This is a genomic window from Halomonas saccharevitans (assembly GCF_900116405.1).
In the GTDB taxonomy this organism is placed as follows: Bacteria; Pseudomonadota; Gammaproteobacteria; order Pseudomonadales; family Halomonadaceae; genus Halomonas; species Halomonas saccharevitans.
Window position 1 is genome coordinate 1 of the sequence record NZ_FPAQ01000014.1, and the last position, 20,433, is coordinate 20,433.

Genomic DNA, 20,433 nt, shown 5'->3' on the forward strand with positions numbered 1-20,433 from the left:
CCCAGCGGGAACCATGCATTTGACCAAGAGTGCCAGGCCGATGGTATCGAACATCGTCTGATCAAGCCGGGAAGGCCGCAGACGAACGGCATGGTGGAGCGCTTCAATGGCCGCATCAGCGATGTGCTAGCGACAAGGCGCTATACCTCAGGAGAAGATCTGGAGCAGACGCTGAAACGCTATACGTGGCTATACAATCACCACATTCCCCAGAAGGCGCTGCACCATCAATCACCGATTGCGGTGATGAAGGAATGGCAGGCCAAGCGACCTGAGTTATTTACCAAGCGGGTGGTCAATCACACGGGACCCGACACATAGTGAGTATTATCCAAGCATCCTGTAAGTCGCATAATGTATATTATGTTAAATCATGGGTATGTCCGGCGAACGCGGCTCCGGCATTGGCCTGCGAAAGCCTGGCGGTTTGTGCGTCGTGCTTACACCCTTTCCCCGTTGTGTTCTTATATGACCTTCTCCTGCGCCGCCTCGGTGAGTCCTGAGCGCGTGGATCGTATCGACGCTTCGCGAGACCATCTATGAAAACCACCGTACGCCTCGTCATCGTCATCGCCGTGTTGGCGGTGGCCCTGGGCAGCATCTTCGGCTGGAAGTATGTGAAGATGCAGGAAACGAATGAACAGAACGCCCGCGCCCAGCCGCCGACACCCGTCGAGGTCGTCACCATCACGTCACAGTCATGGCGCTCGGGGGTGAGTTCCGTTGGATCACTGCGCGCCATCAATGGCGTGAAGGTCGCCAATGAAGTGGCCGGTGTCGTCAGTCATCTAGCCTTCGAGTCGGGTCAGCGCGTCAGCCAAGGGGATATCCTGATTCGCCTCGAGGATAGCGTCGATCGGGCCGCGCTCGTTGCCCTGGAGGCCCAGGCCCAGCTCGCCAATGAAACCTTCAAGCGTTACTCGAATCTGCTGCCACGCAACGCGGTCTCCCAGTCAGAGTTCGATGAGGCCCGCGCCAACTTCCAGGCCGCTCGCGCCAAGGCCGAACAGCAGCGGGCCCAGTTGAGCAAGAAGACGATTCGCGCTCCCTTTGACGGCGTGGTGGGGCTTCGCGAGGTGGATCTGGGCGAATACCTGGCCGAGGGCACGCCGATCGTCGACCTGAACATGCTCGATCCTATCCACGTCGACTACAGCGTGCCCGAGCGGGCACTGAATCGGGTGGCCGCCGGGCGCGGAATCTCACTGTCGGTGGCCGCGTATCCCGAGCGTACCTTCCGTGGCGAGATCCTGGCGATCGCGCCCTCGATCAATGAATCGACACGCACGCTCAATGTCCGCGCACGTCTCGACAATGCCGATAACGTCCTGCGTCCCGGCATGTTTGCCGAGGTCGACACCCTTTCGCCCGAGACCCGCGAGGTCTTCACCCTCCCCCGCACGGCGCTCTCGTTCAATACCTATGGCGACTTCGTGTTTCGTGTCACCGAGAACGACGAAGGCCAATTGATCGCCTCTCGTCAGCAGGTCACCTCAGGCAGCACGCGCGGCGATGTCGTCGAGATCGTCGAGGGGCTGAGCGCAGGCGATCGCGTGGTGGCTACTGGGCTGCTGCGCTTGCGCGACGGCCAGCCCGTGGCGGTGTCGGGCCGTGACCAGGCGACTGACGCGGACAGGGAGATAGACGGCTGATGGCTTTCACCGACATCTTCATCCGTCGTCCGGTGCTCGCCACCGTGGTCAGCCTGCTGATTCTTCTCGCGGGCCTCAGGGCCGCCATGGACATGGAGGTTCGCCAATATCCGGCGCTCGAAAGCACCGTGATTACGGTGACGACGTCCTATCCCGGGGCCAGTTCCGAGCTGGTGCAGGGCTTCGTCACCACACCCCTGCAGCAGGCCATCGCCGAAGCCAATGGCATCGACTTCATCGAATCGAGCAGTATCCAGGGGGCCTCGACCATCGAGGTCAACATGGAGCTGAACTATGACGCCAACGCGGCGCTGGCCGAGGTGCAGGCCAAGGTGGCCAGTCAGCGCAGCGTGCTGCCAGCGGCGGCCGAGAGTCCAGTCATCGAGTCGTCGACCGGCGACAGCACGGCGCTGATGTACCTGGCGTTCTACTCGCAGCGCATGGCGGTGCCGCGCATCACCGACTACCTAACGCGCGTCGTGCAGCCCAAGCTGCAGGCACTGCCCGGCGTGGCCAAGGCGCGCAGCTTCGGCCAGAGCATGGCCATGCGCATCTGGCTCGACCCGCAGCGCATGGCGGCGTTGAACGTCGACCCCGAACAGATCCTCGAGGTGCTGCGCAGCAATAACTATCAGGCGGGCGTCGGCAAGACCCGCAGCGAGTTCGTGGCCATCAACCTGACCACCGATACCGATATCACGGATCCCGCCAAGTTCGAGGAACTGGTGGTGCGCAACGACGGTGGTGATCTGGTGCGGCTGAGAGACGTGGCACGCGCCGAGCTGGGCGCGGAAAACTATGACAGCACGGCCTGGTACAGCGGCACTCCCGCCACCTTCATGGCCATCGAGCAGGCGCCCGGCGCCAACCCGCTGGACGTCGCCAGGGCCGTGCGCGACGCCATGCCGGAGATCCGACGCCAGCTACCGACCGGCCTCGAGGCGGTACTGCCCTATGACGCCTCGGAGTTCATCGAGGACTCCATCAACGAGGTGATCAAGACGCTGCTCGAGGCGGTCATCATCGTGCTGGTGGTGATCTTCCTGTCGCTCGGATCCTTCCGTGCGGCTCTGGTCCCGGCCGTGGCGGTGCCGCTGTCGCTGATCGGGGCCGCCTTCGTGATGCTGATGCTGGGCTTCTCGCTCAATCTGCTCACCCTGTTGTCGATGGTACTGGCCATCGGCCTGGTGGTGGACGATGCCATCATCGTGGTCGAAAACGTGCACCGGCATATCGAAGCCGGTGAATCGCGATTCGATGCGGCCATCAATGGCGCTCGCGAAATGGCAGTGCCGATCATCGCCATGACCACGACGCTGGTCGCCGTCTATGCGCCCATCGGCTTCATGGGGGGCCTGGTCGGCTCACTGTTCACCGAGTTTGCCTTCACCCTGGCCGGCGCAGTGGTGGTCTCGGGTATCGTCGCCCTGACGCTCTCCCCCATGCTGTCCGGCAAGGTGCTGAAACCTCACGGGACGTCGTCTCGCTTCGAGCGCGGGGTCGAGGCCAGCTTCAACGGCCTCTCCAATGGCTATCGCGGGATGCTCTCCCGCACCCTCGAAACCGTCTCCGTGCCGGTGGTGTTTGCCACGGTGGTCCTGGCCTCGATCTATTTCATGTTCATCACCAGCCAGAACGAGCTGGCCCCCACGGAAGATCAGGGCATCATCTTCTTTCAAGGCACCGCGCCGAAGACCGGAACGCTGGAGTATCTGGAGCGCTACGCCGCGGATATCCAGGCCGGCATGGAGGAGATCGATGGCTACAAGGAATCCTTCATGATCCTCGGCGGCACCAGCGCCGACACCGTATTCGGAGGCTTCAAGATGGCTCCCTGGAGCGAACGAGAGGTCTCCCAGATGGAGGTGATGCCGACGCTTCAGGAGGCGCTTTCCCGAGTCACCGGCCTGCAGACTGCCGCCTTCCCTCGCCCTTCCCTGCCCGGCTCAAGCGGCGGCTTGCCGATTCAGTTCGTGCTGACCAGCGGCAACAGCTATGCAGAGCTCAACGCCGTCGCCGATGAGCTGCTCGGCCAGGCCATGGGCAGCGGCAACTTCGCCTTCCTGCGCAAGTCGATCGATTTCGATCGACCGACCACTCGCATCCTGGTCGACCGCAACCGAGTGGCGGACCTTGGCCTGACCATGGCCGATGTCGGCCAGGCGCTGTCGACGCTGCTCGGCGAGGGCTTCACCAACCGCTTCAGCATGGACGGACGAAGCTACAAGGTCATCGCGCAGGTCGAGCAGGCATTCCGGCTGGACGCCTCGATGATCGACGATTACTACATCGAGGCAGACGCCGGTCAACAGGTGCCGCTTGGCAATCTGGTTCGCTTCGAAGACAGCGTGGAGCCTTCGGCGCGCAGCCAGTTCCAGCAGTTGAACTCGCTGATTCTCGAAGGGGTACCGCGACCCGGCGTGGCGCTGGGCGATGCACTGGACTGGCTCAACCAGGCCGCCGCCGAGACCCTGCCACCGGCCTATTCGGTCGACTACAAGGGCCAGTCTCGACAGCTGATGACCCAGGGCAGCGCGCTGGTGCTGACCTTCTTCCTCTCGCTGATCGTCATCTATCTGGTACTGGCGGCTCAGTTCGAAAGCTGGCGCGATCCGCTGATCATCCTGGTCTCGGTACCGATGTCGATCGCCGGCGCCATGACGTTCATTACCCTCGGTGTCTCGAGCCTGAACATCTATACTCAAGTCGGCCTGATCACCCTGATCGGCGTGGTGGCCAAGAACGGCATCCTGATCGTTGAGTTTGCCAATCACCTGCAGCACGAGAAGGGACTCAATAAGCGCGAGGCGGTCATCGAGGCCTCGGCCATCCGGCTGCGGCCGATCCTGATGACGTCGGTGGCGCTGATCGTGGCCATGGTGCCGCTGCTGGTGGCTACCGGTGCCGGTGCGGTAAGTCGTTTCGATATCGGCCTGACCATCGCCTCGGGGCTGGGCATCGGTACCCTGTTCACCCTCTTCGTGCTGCCGGCGTTCTACCTCCTGCTGGCACGAGACCACAACGTGACCAAGGACGCAGGCGCGGCGCAAGGCGAGCCCTCCTGATCATGGCGGCGCCGGATCCGCCCGGGGTCTGCGTGGACAGGCTCGACCCCACTCCTTATCATCGCTGTTTGCTTCGCCGGGCGCGAAGCACAGAACCTGACGATTCCGGCGGTGGCTCGGGTCGGATACCAACGGCCGCTGAAAGGTGTGAACGATAAATGGGTAATCGCTATTCATGCGCAGTGGCAGTGCTTGGACTCTCGTTGCTGACGGGATGCGCCTGGCTGCCTCAGGCAGACGAGGACGTCGACGCCAAGCCTGCCACCCGGGCGCAGCTCGAGGAGCGTTTCATGCAGCTGGAAACCACCGTGATGAGTCAGTGCGGTGGCCAGCAGGAGCAGTTTGCACGGCAGCAGCAGCGTCTCGATCGGGTCACTGCCGACCTCGGAGAGATTGGCAGCCTGCTGCGAGGACTGCAGTCCGGTCTGGCGCAGGCCAATAGCGAACCGGAGCAGGTGACACGCGAGTGCACCAACGATGCGAGCGTCTCCAACAAGTCGCTGCTGGGGCGCTCAGAATGGATTGGCCTGCCAAGCGTAGGCACCTACCTGAAGGCGCGGATCGACTCGGGTGCCACCACCTCGTCGCTCTCGGCCACCGAGATCACGCGCTTCGAACGCGACGGCGAGGACTGGGTGCGTTTCAAGCTGGGGCTCAACGATGACGACAGCGTCGTCGACGGCGTCCGCGGCGAGTGGATCGAAGCGCCGGTGGATCGACGCGTGCGCATCATCCAGGCCTCCGGTGAGGATTCTCGACCGGTGATCAGCCTGATGATGACCCTCGGCCCCTTGCGCGAGACGGTGCAGTTCACCCTAAATGACCGCACGCACCTCGATCACCCGGTCCTGCTCGGGCGTCGTTTCCTGCTGGATATCGCCATCATCGACGTGGCCGAGCAGTACCTCCACGAGCGCCCCGAATTTCCGGGTGGGCGTCCGGCAGCGGACGCCGGCGCCGATGAAGCCACCGATGCCGATGCACAACCCGAGGGCTGACGCCCGCGTCCGGGCCTGACCCGGACCGCCCGTCCATCCCCCAAGGAAGACCCATGTCACGACTGCCCTTCTATCTGATCGTCACCCTCCTGCTGGTGGCCGGCGCCGCCATGAGCATCCATCGTCACGTGCAGTTCGAAGTGCCCTGGACGCCGGGCGAACTGCGCCAGGTCTGGGAGATCGAGGCCCAGGTGAACTTCACCGCCGACGGTGGACCGGCCAAGGTCAACATGGCACTGCCCTCGAGCCAGCAGGGGTATCGCATCCTTACCGAGCATACCGCCTCGCCCGGTTACGGCCTGGCCTTTCTCGAGGAGCAAGGCGGTCGTCGCGCCGAATGGTCGACCCGCGAGGCCGTCGGCGAGCAGCAGCTCTACTATAGCGTCCAGGCGCTGGTGGCACCGGAAGCCCGTGACGCGAACATCGAGCCCCCTGCCCTGCGTCGCGACATCCTCTGGGAGTCGCCCTACGATACCGCAGCCAGCCAGGTGATCGACCGCGCCTGGTCGCGCAGCGCCGATCACTTCACTTTCGCCCGTGAGCTGATCCGCGACTTCAGCGACGAGCGCCAGGGCGAGAATGCGCGGCTGCTGCTGACCCAGTTCGACCGCACGCCGCTGCTGGTGCGCCTGCTCAATCAGGCGGGGGTGCCGGCCCGCGAGGTCAGCGGGCTGATGCTGGATCATGGCCGTCGCCGCCAGAGCCTGACGACCTGGATCCAGGTCTTCGAGGATCAGCAGGGGGGGCTCTTCGATCCGCGCACCGGCGAGCGAGGACGACCGGACAACATGCTGCTCTGGGAGTCCGCCGGTCAGGCGGTGCTCGAGGTCCAGGGCGGCAGCAACTCGCGCATCAACTTCTCGATGCTCTCGCGCAACCAGCCGGCCGCCGCCGCCGTGCGCAACCAGCTGGCCGACGACACCCTGCTCAACTTCTCTATCCACAGCCTGCCCCTCGAGGATCAGGCACTGTTCCAGACCATCCTGCTGATTCCCATCGGCGCGCTGGTGGTGGTGCTGCTGCGTGTCCTGGTGGGCATCAAGACCTCGGGCACCTTCATGCCGGTGCTGATTGCGCTGGCCTTCATCCAGACCACCCTGATCACCGGCCTGGTCGGTTTCTTGATGGTGGTCGCCGTGGGACTGGTGATCCGCAACTATCTCTCCTATCTGAATCTATTATTGGTGGCGCGAGTCACGGCGGTGATCATCACGGTCATCGCCATCATCTCGGTGTTCTCGGTGCTCTCCTATCGATTCGGGCTCAACGCCGGCCTGACCATCACCTTCTTCCCGATGATCATCCTCTCCTGGACCATCGAGCGGATGTCGATCCTGTGGGAGGAGGAAGGCCCCAAGCAGGTGCTGATCCAGGGTGGCGGCAGCCTCATGACGGCGGTGCTCGCCTATCTGGCCATGAACAACCCCTGGATCCGCCACATCACCTTCAACTTCCTCGGCGTGCAGCTGATGCTGATGGGGCTGATTCTGCTGCTCGGTAACTACACGGGCTATCGCCTGCTCGAGCTGCGCCGCTTCAAGCCGGTCACGGAGGACTGAGTCATGTGGACGACCCCCGCGCGCCTGCGTGCCAAGGACATCATCGGCATGAACCGGCGCAACATCCGCTACATCGGACGCTACAACAGCCGCCGGCTCTATCCGCTGGTGGATGACAAGCTCCAGACCAAGCTGCTGGCCCAGGAGTACGGCATCACCACGCCGGCCCTGATCGGCACCGTCACCACGCAGTTCGGCATCAAGCACATCCGCGAGATGCTCATCGGCCACCCGGGCTTCGTGATCAAGCCCGCCAAGGGCAGTGGTGGCAAGGGCATCCTGGTCATCGAGCGGGTCGAGGGCGATCACTACGTCAAGCCGAGCGGCACCCGGCTGAGCCTCGGCGACGTGGAGCGTCACGTCTCCAACATCCTCTCGGGGCTCTATTCGCTGGGCGGCTCACCCGACGTGGCGCTGGTCGAGGCGCTGATCAACTTCGACGACTCCTTCGCCGAGTACACCTACGAGGGCGTGCCCGACATCCGGGTGATCGTCTTCAAGGGCTATCCGGTGATGGCGATGATGCGCCTCTCCACGGCGGCATCAGACGGCAAGGCCAACCTGCACCAGGGCGCCGTGGGGGTCGGCATCGATATCGCCAGCGGCATGGCGATCCGCGGCGTGCAGTTCGACCGCACGCGACACGACCATCCCGATACCGGCCATGAGCTCGCCAGCCTGCACATTCCCGGCTGGGAGACCCTGCTGCTGCTCGCCGCCGGCTGCTACGAGATGACGGGCCTTGGCTATCTCGGCACCGACATGGTGCTCGATCGCGATCATGGCCCCATGCTGCTCGAACTCAACGCCCGCCCGGGCCTGGCGATCCAGATGGCCAACGGCGTGGGGCTGCGCTCGCGGCTCGACCTGATCGAACGCCAGCCGGACGGCGTATCCGCCGAGGAGCGGATCGCCTTCTCGCAGCACCACTTCGCCCGCTCGAGCGAGCTGCGCGAGACGGCCTGAGGCGCCGGCTGGCTCCTCACCTAGGGGCCGCGTAGAATATGTGCTTCCTCCAGCCACCGCTTCGGGTGCCATGACCGACCCCCGCGACATGATCCGCCAGGCCGAGCAGCAGTGCCAGCAACGCGGCGCGCGCTTCACGCCGATTCGCCGCCGCGTGCTGGAGCTGATCGCCACCACCCGCGGCGGCTTGAAGGCCTACGAGCTGCTCGACCGCCTGGCGGCCGAGCACGCTGCGGCGCGTCCGCCCACCGTCTACCGGGCCCTCGAGTTTCTCATCGAGCACGGGTTAGTGCATCGCATCGAGTCGCTCAACGCCTACGTGGCCTGCCCCTGCCCGGAGCACGCCCACGGCTTCCAGCTTTTGATCTGCCGCCACTGTGGCCGCGTCGAGGAACTACACCTGGATGACGTCAACGACCACCTGACGCAACGCGCCCAGGAGCTGGGCTTCGAGGTCCAGCGCCAGACCATCGAGCTGCTCGGCCAGTGCGACGCCTGCCGTCAGGCACACTCTCCTGCTCTATCCGCGGAGTCTCCATGAGCACATCCTTCAAGGCCCTCGAACGGGCCCCCCGCGACAGCCGCCGGCCCCTGGCCGAGATCCTCGCCGCCGTGGGCTTCAATGCCGACGGCCTGATCCCCGCCATCGCCCAGCAGCACGACAGTGGCGAGGTGCTGATGATGGCGTGGATGAATTGCGAGGCCCTGGAGGAGACCCTGCGCACCGGCCGCGTCTGCTACTGGTCGCGCTCCCGCGGCAAGCTGTGGCGCAAGGGCGAGAGCTCCGGCCAGCAGCAGCGCCTCAGGGCCGCCGCGCTGGACTGCGATGGCGACACCCTGCTGCTGCAGGTGGAACAGACCGGGCCGGCGTGCCACAGCGGGCGGCGCAGCTGTTTCTATGTGGCGCTGGAGGGTGACGAGGCGCGTATCAGCAGCGATCCGCTGATCGACCCCGATACGCTCTATGGCAAGGGTTGAGATGAGAAGGACCGAGATGGAAAGGCCTGAGTCATGAGGCGCGGGCTGGCCCTGCTGTCACGCGCCTTGGGCGGGCTGATGATCGCCCTGGTGCGGCTCTATCAGGTCACGCTGAGCCCGCTGCTGGGGCCGCGCTGTCGCTACTGGCCGAGCTGTTCGGCCTATACGGCGGAGGCCCTGCGGGTACATGGCCCGCTGCGCGGCGGCTGGCTGGGCATCAAGCGCATCGCGCGCTGCCATCCCGGCGCCGACGGCGGCATCGATCCGGTACCCGGCGGCCCGAGCGAGCAACTGTGCCGCGAGGACCCCGAGCTCGACGAACATTTTCGCTGCCGACAGCACGGCGCAAGCGATGCCGCCAAAGAAAATAACGCCTAGAAATGGACGTCCAGATCACGAAAACCAGTGACCACTTCCTGCTCCAGGCGTGATGCCAGGTCCGCATCCTGCAACACTGGAAATTCCCTGATCAGCTTGCCGCTGATTCTGCCGTTCTGGCGAATCGCACGAATGATGCGATCGATGTGGTCATCGGGCCCTTCCAGCCAATCCTTGATCGCCGATCGCGTCTGATACCAGGCCCGTTGCAGCGTGGCCTGCTCATGCATCTCATGTTCCAGCGTATGACGAAGAATGCCCATTAGATATTCGACCTGGGGTGTCAGGTCGGGATAACGCCAGGTTGGCCCCGCCAGATCATAGGCCGAAAACTCGAAGTCAGACTCGATTCCATCGTCGTATCGTGAGCGCTCCCTAGAGAAGGTAACCGAATCTCGGTAGGCCTCCATCAAGGGGCGCGAGTAGCGCTCAAGCACCCGGTCGTATTCGGCACGCCGAATCGCCGAGGAAGTGATGGCCGCGGAGACGGGTAGAATGAAGGGCTCGGGCACGACCCCATCGCGCCGCAGTACGTCATTGACCAGAAACCGCGACACTCGGCCATTGCCATCGGCCAGAGGATGGAGAAAGACGAAGCCGAAGCTCGCCACGGCCGCGCGCAAGATGGAAGGAACGTTCTCTGTGGTCAACAGGAACTGACGCAGCCCACCGAGCATGCCGGGCAGCCAATCCCAGTGTGGGCAGACATAGTGCACCACGGCACCGTGCTGGAGAGACCGGCTACCGACGAAGACCGGAGATTGACGCAGTCCCGGCTCGATCGTCGACACGCCCAGGATGGCCCGCTGGAGATCACTCAGCGCATGCTGATCGAGCGGGTCCGACAGGCGACCACAGTAGGCTTCCATGGCTTCCGCAAAGCGCTGGATGCGGTCTCGCCGATCACCCTCATGCTCGATGACGAAACTGGCACGGCTTTCCTTGATGGTCAGCCAGACGGCACTTCTGCGCAGGATGTCGGCGCCGAACTCCCCCTCCATGGCATCCAGCCGGGCACCAACGTCGTAACCCGCGGCTTCATCGACCAAGGGCGTCTTGCGCACCATCGGGCAGTAGTCGGGAGTTCCGGGAAGGTTATCGTTGATCCTCCAGCGACGATTCCGCTTCGGCGAGCTTCGGACGAGGTGATATCGAGCATCGAGCAGGTCGCGATAGTTGCCCCCACTTCGTCGATATCCAGTTGACGCCCCGTCAGCCATTCATAGAGAAAGCCCGCCCGACGGGCATATTGCCCGGTAGGTTCACTACGCACCCAATCTGCCAGCAACTGCTCGGGAATGACCTCGAAAAGTCGAGCCAGAAACTCCAGATGCACTCCTTCGTGCTTCAGGGCGAAGGTCAAATGAGCACTCAGGGTATCGGCCGGGCGCATGGCCTCGAGATACGTCTCCTGGCGGCCACCATCGACTTCATGCGTATGCCGCGTCCTCCCGATACGGCTCGTGACCGGGAACGGCTGAGTCGCCTCGACGTCGTAGCGGCGGGCAAGCCAGCCATAGCCGATTTCATTCTGCTCTTGGGCTGCCAAAATGATTATCCCGCTGCGAAAATGATTATAAAATCGACACGGCCGATAAAAATGATTATGGCAGACCCGAGGATCAGAGCCTATGGGTCAGGCAGCGGCTTCTTGTTCGGCCACCCGGTAGATCCGCTCCAGCATGGCGTTGAGGCCGTTGCTGCGGGTCGGCGAAAGATGCTTGTCGAGGCCGAGATCCTTGAGGAAGTGCGGGCCGGTGGCGCGGATGTCCGCCGGCCGGCGGTCGTTGTAGATGCGCATCAGCACGGCGATCAGCCCGGAGACGATGGCGGCATCGGAGACCGCATCGAAGTGCAGGGTCTCGCCTTCGCGGCGGTGACGCATCCAGACGTTGGACTGACAGCCCTGGATCTTCAGCTCATCGACTTTCCACTCCTCGGGGAAGGTCGGCAGCTGCTTGCCCATGTCGATGATGTACTGGTAGCGATCCATCCAGTTGTCGAACATCTCGAACTCGTCGAGAAGCTCCTGCTGAGCCTGTTCGGCGGTGGTCTCGGTGCTCATGATCTCTCCTCAAAGCGGTGAGGTTCAGTATAACGACTCAGGCGTCCCATCTCGATCCTCCGCCGTCGTCGTGCTCTTCATGGGCGGCCCCGCTCCCGAGGCCATGGCGGGCCTGCTGGCGATGCCACTCCTCGTCCTCGGCATGCAGGTAGCGCGCCGTGGTATCGAGTCGCGAGTGGCGCGCGGTGCCCGCCAGGTAACGAAGCTCCACGCCGGCCTGAGCCTGGTGTGTCAGGGCCGTATGACGCAGCCAGTGGGGCGTCGCCTGGCGCAGGCGCGCCGCGGCGTCGCGAGCCTCGTCGCCCTGCTCGGCCTCCAGGACGTCCGCCGCCTCGCCGAAGGCGTCGCGAATCAGCCGATAGAGCCGGTTGTCGCCCAGGCCCCGCCTGCCGTCCAGGGCCCTGAGTAGCGGGCCATCGTCGTCCGACGCAGGATGGGGTGACAGACCCAGGGCCTCCCGCCAGGCCTCCAGCAGGGCCAGCATGTCCGGCGGCACCGGGATCTGCGCCGCCTTGTCGCCCTTCCCGATCACCCGCCACCACCAGCGCCCCTCGCGGCGCACGAAGTCGTTCATGCGCGCCGCGCTCATCTCGCCGATGCGCGGGGCCAGCAGGTAGGCGAAGCCGAAGACCAGCCGGCGACGCGACCGCTCGAAGACCCGGCGCGGTGCGGCGTCCGCCGCCATAGGCCGATTGAGCCAGGCCCAGAACCAGTCCCACAGCGGCCGCTCGAGATAGCGCTCGATGCCACCCTGGCGATTATCCTGGCGGCGACGCTTGTCGCGCATCAGCCGAAACGGGTTGTGGCCGACCCAGCCCGCTTCCACGAGCCAGGCGTACATGCCCTGCAGGATGACCAGGCTCTGCCGGCGACTTGCCGGTGACAGCGGCCCGCGAAAGGGCCGCCAGCGGGGATCGTCGCGAGGTCGTACCGGGCCGATCCAGCGCTCGGCCGGACGCGGATCGGCCAGAAACGCCTCGAAGGCATCCAGGTCACCCCGGCGCAGCTCGCCAAGGCCCCTGCCCTGCTCGGAAAGCCACAGCAGCAGCCGCTCCGCCTCGCGGCGATAGGCGCGCTGGGTCTGCTGGCTGGCTCGATACTCGGCGAGCCACCTCGCGACCGCCTCGGCGTCGCTCGCGGCCTCGATATGCACGCGCGTTGCCGGCGAAGGCGCGAGATCCGCCGCGGGCGCTCGGCTCGGCGCAACCTCCAGGCCCTGTGCCAGGCTCCGATCAGGCCCCCGACCGCCCTGCTCTAGCCCCTGATGTGATTCGTCTTTCATCGACTCCTCGTGTCCTTCCCTGACATTCATGCCGTATCGATTTACGCCGTGGCTCCCGCGACTCTTGTCGTATTTCGCGACCTGTTTGTGGAGGGCCCCTTCTGCCACACCGCCCAGTGTCGCCCCTGTACCGCCACATAATCAAGATAAGCCGCGTAATCTTGATTTTATTCTGATTAGTGTAAATATTTTTACGTTTTACGTATTATGTAATTGGCTTCAATATTGGCCCGCTCCCGGGTAGACTGGCGCCCTGAACACCAACACGGCCCGACAGGCGGGCGGCAGACCACCACGAGGACACGACCATGGCGCGCAGCGGCGTGCGGTACGAGGATGTACAGCGGGCCATCGACGCCCTGCTCTCGAAAGGCGAAGCCCCGAGCGTGCACAAGGTGCGCGAGGTGCTCGGCACCGGCAGCTTCACCACTATCAGCGAGCACCTGCGGGAGTGGCGCACCCAGCGGGAGGAGAATCGCGACCAGCCACCGCCCCGCGGCATGCCCGCGGCGCTGCAGGAGCTCGCCGAAGGACTGTGGGAGAAGGCCCAGACCGCCGCCAACGAGGCGCTCGCCCACTATCGCCAGGAGGCCGACAGCCGAGTGGAGACGGCCCGCCAGGAGGCCGGCGAGGCGTCACGCCGCGCCGAAGATGCCGAGCAGCGGGAGTCGGCGCTCTCCGCCCACCTGGCGAGCACCGAGCAGCGCCTGACGGAACAGAGCGGGGAGCTCGCCCGCCGGGAGGCCGAACGCGATACCCTGGCCGAGCGCGAAGCGAAGCTCTCCCGCCAGCAGGCGCGGCTCGAGCAGCAGCTCGCCGACCTGCAGCAGGCGCAGGAGCGAAAGGCCCGGGAGCATCAGCAGGCGCTGGCCGAGCAGGCGTCACACCACCAGGAGCGGCTGGCCCAGGAGGAGAAGCGTCATGAGAGCAGCGAATCGCGGCTGATGGCCCTGCTCGACCAGGCGCGCCAGGAGCGCCAAGCCGCCGACAAGGCCCACGCGCAGCGCCACCAGCAGCTCGAGACGCGACTGGAGAAGACAGAGCGGCTGGTGCAGGAGGCGCGAAGCGCGCTGGCCGAGGAAGAGAAGCGTTACCGGGAGACCGACTGGGCACGCCGGCAGGCCGAGGAGCGCACGCGCACGCAGCAGCACGAACAGGCTCTGCTGCAGGGGCGCATCGACGAGCAGAAGCAGCTGCTGGCGGAGCAGGCGCGCCGCCTGCGCGACCTAGAGACTCAGCTGCATCGCTGTCTGTGGCAGGCACCGGTGACGCCGCCTGACAACGAGCACGAGGCGGAGGGCGAAGCCGAACACGGCGCCAGAAACGACGAAGACCCCGCGAATGCGGAGCCTTCCAGGGAGGAGTGAGCGCGACACCGGGAGGTCGAACGCCTCCCGGGGCGTCTCGCGCCCATCGCCGCGCTTAGCGGTAGTAGGCGTTGGTGGTGTCCGAGTGGTCGGTCACGTCGCGGATGCCGGCGAGCTCCGGGATACGCTCGAGCAGGGTCTTCTCGACGCCATCCTTGAGGGTCAGGTCGACCGCCGCGCAACCCTGGCAGCCGCCGCCGAAGGCCAGGATCGCCACCTGGTCCTCGGTCAGCTCGACCAGCTTGATCTCGCCGCCGTGGGAGGCCAGGCCCGGGTTGATCTCGCTATAGAGGATGTAGTTGACGCGATCCTCCAGCGGGCTGTCGGCGTTGACCTTGGGCATCTTGGCGTTGGGCGCCTTAATGGTCAGCTGGCCGCCCATGCGATCGGCGTTGAAATCGACCACGGCTTCCTCGAGGAAGGCCAGGCTGTTCTTGTCCAGGTAGACGCGCAGCTTGGGAAGCTCCAGCAGCTCGTCGTTGGGCTCCTCCTCGCCGGGCCGGCAGTAGGCCAGGCAGGTCTCGGCGTAGGGCGTGCCGGGCTGGGTAATGAAGATGCGTACCGCGATGCCCTCGACGTTCTGCTTCTCGAGCAGCTCGGCGAGGTAGTCCTGGGCGCTATCGGTGATCTGAATGCTGTCGCTCATGGTGCTCTCGCTATCGTGACCCGCCGCAGCGAAGACCGTCGCGACGGAGGCAGAAAATGGTGATGTCATCAATGGTAAGCGACCCGCGCGGCCGACACAATCCCGACTGATTTGCTGGGTTTTACATCCACCGGCTGTATGAAGCCCGGTCACGCACGACATGAAAGACGCTCGCGTCGCGCCCCTGCCGCGGCGCGCCGGCTTTTGCTAGGATGATCGGCTTGCCCGGCGACCCGCCGACGTGCCGCATCCCGGCAGGCCGCCCCGGCCCGCAGCGCCTCAATGAGACAAGACGCCACAGGCGCACCGCTGCCGGCCAGAACCCTGACGCCTCTTCGCTGGAGATTGACCCGCCCATGGCCGCCGTTCCCACCGCCCAGACCGCCTCGCTTCACGACAGCCTGTCACGTCGCATCCTGATGCTCGACGGCGGCATGGGGACCATGCTGCAGAACGCCGAGCTGTCTGAGCAGGAATTCCGTGGCGAGCGCTTTACCGACTGGCCCAGCGACCTCAAGGGTAACAACGACCTGCTAGCCCTGACCTGCCCCGACCTGGTGACCCGCATCCACCGCGACTACCTCGAGGCCGGTGCCGACATCGTCGAGACCAACACCTTCAACAGCACGCGCCTTTCCCAGTCGGACTACGGCATGGAGGACCTGGTGCCCGAGCTCAATCGCGAATCGGCGCGCCTGGCCCGCGCGGTGTGCGACGCCGTGGCCGAAGAGAGCGGCGTGCCGCGTTACGTGGCGGGCGTGCTGGGGCCGACCTCACGCACCGCCTCGCTGTCGCCGGACGTCAACGACCCCGCCAAGCGCAACGTCACCTTCGACGCCCTGCGAGAGAACTACCGCGAGGCCGCCGGGGCGCTGATCGAGGGCGGGGCCGACCTGATCATGATCGAGACGGTCTTCGATACGCTCAACGCCAAGGCAGCGATCTTCGCCCTCGAGGAGCTCTTCGAGGCTCGCGGCGAGCGGCTGCCGGTGATGATCTCGGGCACCATCACCGACGCCTCCGGGCGCACGCTCTCGGGACAGACCACCGAGGCCTTCTGGAACTCAGTGCGCCACGCCCGGCCGCTCACCATCGGGCTTAACTGCGCCCTGGGCGCCGAGGAACTGCGACCCTATATCGATGAGCTCTCGACCAAGGCCGACACCTTCGTCTCCGCCCACCCCAACGCCGGCCTGCCCAACGAGTTCGGCGAGTATGATCAGACGCCCGAGGAGATGGCGGCGATCGTCGCCGAGTTCGCCCGGAGCGGCCTGGTCAACATCATCGGCGGCTGCTGCGGCTCCACGCCGGAGCACATCGCGGCGATCCACGCCGCCATCAAGGACCTGCCCCCGCGCCGAGTGCCCGAGCGCTCCCGGGCCTGTCGTCTCTCCGGGCTCGAGCCCTTCAACATCGAGGCCGACTCGCTGTTCGTCAACGTCGGCGAGCGCACCAACGTCACCGGCTCGGCGCGCTTCAAGCGGCTGATCGTCGAGGAGGACTACACCACGGCCCTGGAAGTGGCCCTGGAGCAGGTGGAAAACGGCGCCCAGGTCATCGACATCAACATGGACGAGGGCATGCTCGAGTCCGAGGAGGCGATGGTGCGCTTCCTCAACCTGATCGCCGGCGAGCCCGACATCGCCCGGGTGCCGATCATGATCGACTCTTCCAAGTGGGCGATCATCGAGGCGGGCCTGAAGTGCGTGCAGGGCAAGGCGGTGGTCAACTCCATCTCCATGAAGGAGGGCGAGGACGCCTTCCGCGAGCAGGCCACCGCCTGCCGGCGCTTCGGCGCCGCCGTGGTGGTGATGGCCTTCGACGAGGCGGGCCAGGCGGACACCTTCGCCCGCAAGAGCGAGATCTGCGAGCGCGCCTACCGCATCCTGGTCGACGAACTGGACTTCCCGGCCGAAGACATCATCTTCGACCCCAACATCTTCGCCATCGCCACCGGTATCGAGGAGCACGACAACTACGCCGTGGACTTCATCGAGGCGACCCAGTGGATCCGCGAGCACCTGCCTCACGCCATGGTCTCCGGCGGCGTCTCCAACGTCTCCTTCTCGTTTCGCGGCAACAACCCGGTGCGCGAGGCGATCCACTCGGTGTTCCTCTACCACGCCGTGCGCGCCGGCCTGACCATGGGCATCGTCAATGCCGGCCAGCTTGCGGTCTACGACGACCTGCCGGCGGAGCTGCGCGAGGCCGTGGAGGACGTGGTCCTCAACCGGCGCAGCGACTCCACCGAGCGTCTGCTGGAGCTCGCCGACAAATACAAGGGCGACGGCAGCGGCCCGGCCAAGAAAGAGGATCTGGAGTGGCGCACCTGGGAGGTCGAGCAGCGCATCTCCCACGCCCTGGTCAAGGGCGTCACCGCCTACATCGAGGAGGACACCGAACTCGCTCGCCAGCGTGCCGAGCGCCCCATCGAGGTGATCGAGGGGCCGCTGATGGACGGCATGAACGTGGTCGGCGACCTGTTCGGGGCCGGCAAGATGTTCCTGCCCCAGGTGGTCAAGTCGGCGCGGGTCATGAAGCAGGCGGTGGCCTACCTGATCCCCTACATCGAGGCCGAGAAGAGCGCCGAGACCAAGGCCAAGGGCAAGATCGTCATGGCCACGGTCAAGGGCGACGTGCACGACATCGGCAAGAACATCGTCGGCGTCGTCCTGCAGTGCAACAACTACGAGGTGATCGACCTGGGCGTGATGGTGCCCGCCGAGAAGATCCTGCAGACGGCCCGTGAGGTGAACGCCGATATCATCGGCCTCTCCGGGCTGATCACCCCGTCGCTCGACGAGATGGTCCACGTGGCCAAGGAGATGCAGCGCCAGGGCTTCAGCCTGCCGCTGCTGATCGGCGGCGCAACCACCTCCAAGGCCCACACCGCGGTCAAGATCGAACCGGGCTACGATCAGCCGGTGATCTACGTCTCGGACGCCTCCCGCGCGGTGGGCGTGGCCGGCAAGCTGCTCTCGCCGGCCCTGAAGCCGGCCTACATCGCGGACATCCGCGCCGAGTACGAGACGGTGCGAGAGCGTAATGCCAAGCGTCGCCCCAAGGCCGCCGACTTGAGCTACGACGAGGCGCGACGCCGCAAGCCCGACATGGCCTGGGAGGGCTACACGCCGCCCCGGCCGGCCATCACCGGCCTCCAGGTGTTCGACGACTACGACATCGAATCGCTGGTCGAGCGCATCGACTGGACGCCCTTCTTCATGAGCTGGCAGCTGGCCGGCAAGTACCCGAGGATCCTAGAAGACAAGGTGGTCGGCGAGGCCGCGCGCCATCTCTTCGCCGACGCCCAGGCGATGCTTGGCAAGCTGATCGACGAGAAGCTGGTGCATGCCCGCGGGGTGATCGGCCTGTGGCCGGCCAACTGCGTCGACGACGACGTCATCGAGGTGTACGCCGACGAGTCGCGCCGAGAGGTGATCGAGCGGCTGCACCACATCCGGCAGCAGACCACCAAGAACCGCGACGGCGTCTGCCAGAGCCTCGCCGACTTCGTGGCGCCCCGTTATGACGCCAGCGGCGAGGAAAGCGGCCAGCCGGACTGGATCGGCGGTTTCGCCGTGACCACCGGCCACGGCGTCGAGGCGCTCGCCGAGCAGTACAAGGCCGCCGGCGACGACTACAACGCCATCCTGGTGCAGTCGCTCACCGACCGCCTGGCCGAGGCCTTCGCCGAGCGGCTCCACGAGCGGGTGCGCAAGGAGTTCTGGGGCTATGTGCCCGACGAGACCTTGGATAACGAGGCGCTGATCGCCGAGAAGTACCAAGGCATTCGCCCGGCGCCGGGCTATCCGGCCTGCCCCGACCACACCGAGAAGGCGACCCTGTTCCGCCTGCTCGACGCCACCGAGAACGCCGGCCTAGCGCTCACCGAGAACTTCGCCATGTGGCCCGCCGCCGCGGTCGCCGGCTGGTACTTCTCGCACCCCCGCTCGAAGTACTTCTCGACCGGCAAGATCACCCGTGATCAGGTCGAGGCGCTGGCCACTCGCAAGGACATGAGCGTCACGGACCTCGAGCGCTGGCTCGCGCCGGTGCTCTCCTACGACCCCGCCTGACCCCGACGGCCCGCCAAGGCGGGCCATGTCTGCCCCTTTGCCCCACCTTGCCGGAAGACGGATGCTGCCCGAGTCCACCCGCCGCCAGACGATCCTGCGCCTCTCACTGCCGATCATCGCCGGCATGCTCACTCAGAGCCTGCTCAACCTGATCGATGCCGCCCTGGTGGGCTCGCTCGGCCAGGTGCCCCTGGCGGGCGTAGGCATCGGCGGCTACGCCATGTTCCTGATCACCGCCATGGTCTTCGGGCTCTCCTCGGGGGTGCAGGCCCAGACGGCGCGACGCCACGGCGAGGAGGACTGGGGACGACGCGCCCTGCCGCTCAATGCCGGGCTTGCCATCGCGATGGCCGTGGCGGGCCCGCTCACCCTGCTCTGCCTGTGGCAGGCGCCGCGCCTGCTGGCACTGATCAACCAGGACCCCGCCGTCAACGCCGTGGCGGTGGAGTACTTCCGCTGGCGGGTGGTGTCGCTCGCCCCGGTGGCGATGATCTTCTGCTTCCGCGGCTACTGGAACGGCATCCAGCAGACCGGCATCTACCTGCGCATCATCCTGGTGATGCACGCCATCAACGTGGTCGCGAGCCTGGGGCTGATCTTCGGGCTGGCCGGGCTGCCGGCCATGGGCGCGGCCGGGGCCGGCGCCGGTACCAGCCTCTCGTTGTTCGCGGGGCTCGCCATCTGGGCCGGGCTCAGCCTGCGTCACGCCACCGGCAGCGGCTTCATGGTCGAACGCCCCCGGGGCGCCGTGCTGTCGACCACCCTGCGCCTGGCCACGCCCCACTCCTTCCAGCAGCTGTGGTTCGCGGCCGGCTACGCGGTGCTGTTCTGGATACTCGGCCGCATCGATACGCCAAGCGTGGCGGTGGGCCACGTGCTGGTGAACCTCTCACTGCTGCTGATCCTGCCCGGCGTGGGGCTCGGCATGGCGGCGATGAGCCTGGTCGGCCAGGCGCTGGGCCGCCAGGCACACCATGACGCCCACCGCTGGGGCTGGGACGTGGTTCGCCTGGCCTGGTGCGCCCTGGCGGTGCTGGCCCTGCCGATGCTGCTCTTCCCCGAGGCGGTGCTGCGCCTCTTCCTCCACGACCCTGGCCTGGTCGCTCTGGGCCGGCTGCCGCTGCAGCTGACCGCGGTGATGATCGTGCTCGATGCCGCCGCTCTAGTGTTCGCCCAGGCCCTGCTGGGCGCCGGCGCGAACCGCACCGTGATGACCGCGACCCTCTCCCTGCAGTGGCTGGTGTTCCTGCCGCTGGCCTGGTGGGTGGGCGTGGTGCTCGAGCAGGGACTGCTCGGCATCTGGTGGGTGCAGCTGGGCTATCGCTGCCTCAATTCGGCCTGGTTCGTGCTGATCTGGCAGCGGCGGCGCTGGCAGTCTCTGGCGCTCTAGCCGGACACAGC

At 65.7% G+C, this 20,433-nt stretch carries 17 protein-coding genes; 12 read left to right on the top strand and 5 right to left on the bottom strand.

What is annotated here, in order from left to right; translation table 11 throughout:
- From BM388_RS07895 to yidD, 9 genes are all read left to right on the top strand, one after another.
- A partial coding sequence (locus BM388_RS07895) for an integrase core domain-containing protein (RefSeq protein ID WP_139233908.1) occupies positions 1-321 on the top strand: 321 nt, incomplete at its 5' end.
- A gap of 263 nt (positions 322-584) precedes the next feature.
- A complete protein-coding gene (locus BM388_RS07900) occupies positions 585-1,652 on the top strand; it encodes an efflux RND transporter periplasmic adaptor subunit (protein WP_245781489.1) in 1,068 nt (355 codons plus the stop codon).
- Positions 1,652-4,717 carry an efflux RND transporter permease subunit gene (locus BM388_RS07905; RefSeq protein WP_089848887.1) on the top strand — a complete coding sequence of 1,022 codons (3,066 nt, stop codon included), beginning with the start codon at positions 1,652-1,654 and terminating at the stop codon, positions 4,715-4,717. Before BM388_RS07900 ends, BM388_RS07905 begins: the two co-directional genes overlap by 1 nt.
- A 203-nt stretch (positions 4,718-4,920) precedes the next feature.
- Positions 4,921-5,715 carry an ATP-dependent zinc protease family protein gene (locus BM388_RS07910; protein WP_245781490.1) on the top strand — a complete coding sequence of 265 codons (795 nt, stop codon included), beginning with the start codon at positions 4,921-4,923 and terminating at the stop codon, positions 5,713-5,715.
- 53 nt (positions 5,716-5,768) lie between these two features.
- Entirely contained in the window at positions 5,769-7,274 is a 1,506-nt protein-coding gene (locus BM388_RS07915) for an inactive transglutaminase family protein (protein ID WP_089848891.1), read from the top strand.
- 3 nt (positions 7,275-7,277) lie between these two features.
- Positions 7,278-8,240, top strand: a complete 963-nt coding sequence (locus tag BM388_RS07920; RefSeq protein WP_089848893.1) for an alpha-L-glutamate ligase-like protein — start codon at positions 7,278-7,280, stop codon at positions 8,238-8,240.
- A gap of 70 nt (positions 8,241-8,310) precedes the next feature.
- Positions 8,311-8,781, top strand: coding sequence for a transcriptional repressor (locus BM388_RS07925; protein ID WP_089848895.1), 471 nt, complete (start codon positions 8,311-8,313; stop codon positions 8,779-8,781).
- Complete coding sequence (gene hisI, locus BM388_RS07930; protein WP_089848897.1) at positions 8,778-9,218, top strand: phosphoribosyl-AMP cyclohydrolase; 441 nt, start codon at positions 8,778-8,780, stop codon at positions 9,216-9,218. Before BM388_RS07925 ends, hisI begins: the two co-directional genes overlap by 4 nt.
- A 33-nt stretch (positions 9,219-9,251) precedes the next feature.
- Positions 9,252-9,596, top strand: coding sequence for a membrane protein insertion efficiency factor YidD (gene yidD, locus BM388_RS07935; RefSeq protein WP_089848899.1), 345 nt, complete (start codon positions 9,252-9,254; stop codon positions 9,594-9,596).
- Here yidD and BM388_RS07940 read toward each other — a convergent pair.
- From BM388_RS07940 to BM388_RS07950, 4 genes are all read right to left on the bottom strand, one after another.
- The gene (locus tag BM388_RS07940) at positions 9,593-10,663 is read right to left on the bottom strand and encodes a Fic family protein (RefSeq protein WP_217641049.1); all 1,071 of its coding nucleotides are present in this window, start codon (positions 10,661-10,663) and stop codon (positions 9,593-9,595) included. The two genes, yidD and BM388_RS07940, sit on opposite strands and share 4 nt — an antisense overlap.
- Complete coding sequence (locus tag BM388_RS17990; RefSeq protein WP_217641050.1) at positions 10,546-11,145, bottom strand: hypothetical protein; 600 nt, start codon at positions 11,143-11,145, stop codon at positions 10,546-10,548. The genes BM388_RS07940 and BM388_RS17990 overlap by 118 nt, the downstream gene beginning before the upstream one ends.
- Before the next feature lie 87 nt (positions 11,146-11,232).
- Positions 11,233-11,661 (bottom strand): SufE family protein, encoded by a 429-nt coding sequence (locus BM388_RS07945; protein ID WP_089848900.1) that lies wholly within the window; start codon positions 11,659-11,661, stop codon positions 11,233-11,235.
- A gap of 37 nt (positions 11,662-11,698) precedes the next feature.
- Complete coding sequence (locus tag BM388_RS07950) at positions 11,699-12,943, bottom strand: tyrosine-type recombinase/integrase (protein ID WP_089848902.1); 1,245 nt, start codon at positions 12,941-12,943, stop codon at positions 11,699-11,701.
- A 308-nt stretch (positions 12,944-13,251) separates the two neighbouring features.
- Between BM388_RS07950 and BM388_RS07955 the strand changes: the two genes are divergently transcribed.
- Positions 13,252-14,310 carry a DNA-binding protein gene (locus tag BM388_RS07955; protein ID WP_089848904.1) on the top strand — a complete coding sequence of 353 codons (1,059 nt, stop codon included), beginning with the start codon at positions 13,252-13,254 and terminating at the stop codon, positions 14,308-14,310.
- 55 nt (positions 14,311-14,365) lie between these two features.
- On the opposite strand, the gene nfuA is transcribed toward BM388_RS07955, so the two are convergent.
- Positions 14,366-14,956, bottom strand: coding sequence for a Fe-S biogenesis protein NfuA (gene nfuA, locus BM388_RS07960; RefSeq protein ID WP_089848906.1), 591 nt, complete (start codon positions 14,954-14,956; stop codon positions 14,366-14,368).
- A 356-nt stretch (positions 14,957-15,312) separates the two neighbouring features.
- Here nfuA and metH point away from each other — a divergent pair, with 356 nt between their 5' ends.
- Together metH and BM388_RS07970 are read left to right on the top strand one after the other, a co-directional pair.
- Complete coding sequence (gene metH / locus BM388_RS07965) at positions 15,313-19,032, top strand: methionine synthase (RefSeq protein ID WP_089848908.1); 3,720 nt, start codon at positions 15,313-15,315, stop codon at positions 19,030-19,032.
- A 61-nt stretch (positions 19,033-19,093) separates the two neighbouring features.
- Positions 19,094-20,422 carry an MATE family efflux transporter gene (locus BM388_RS07970; protein ID WP_089848910.1) on the top strand — a complete coding sequence of 443 codons (1,329 nt, stop codon included), beginning with the start codon at positions 19,094-19,096 and terminating at the stop codon, positions 20,420-20,422.
- Positions 20,423-20,433 lie beyond the last annotated feature (11 nt).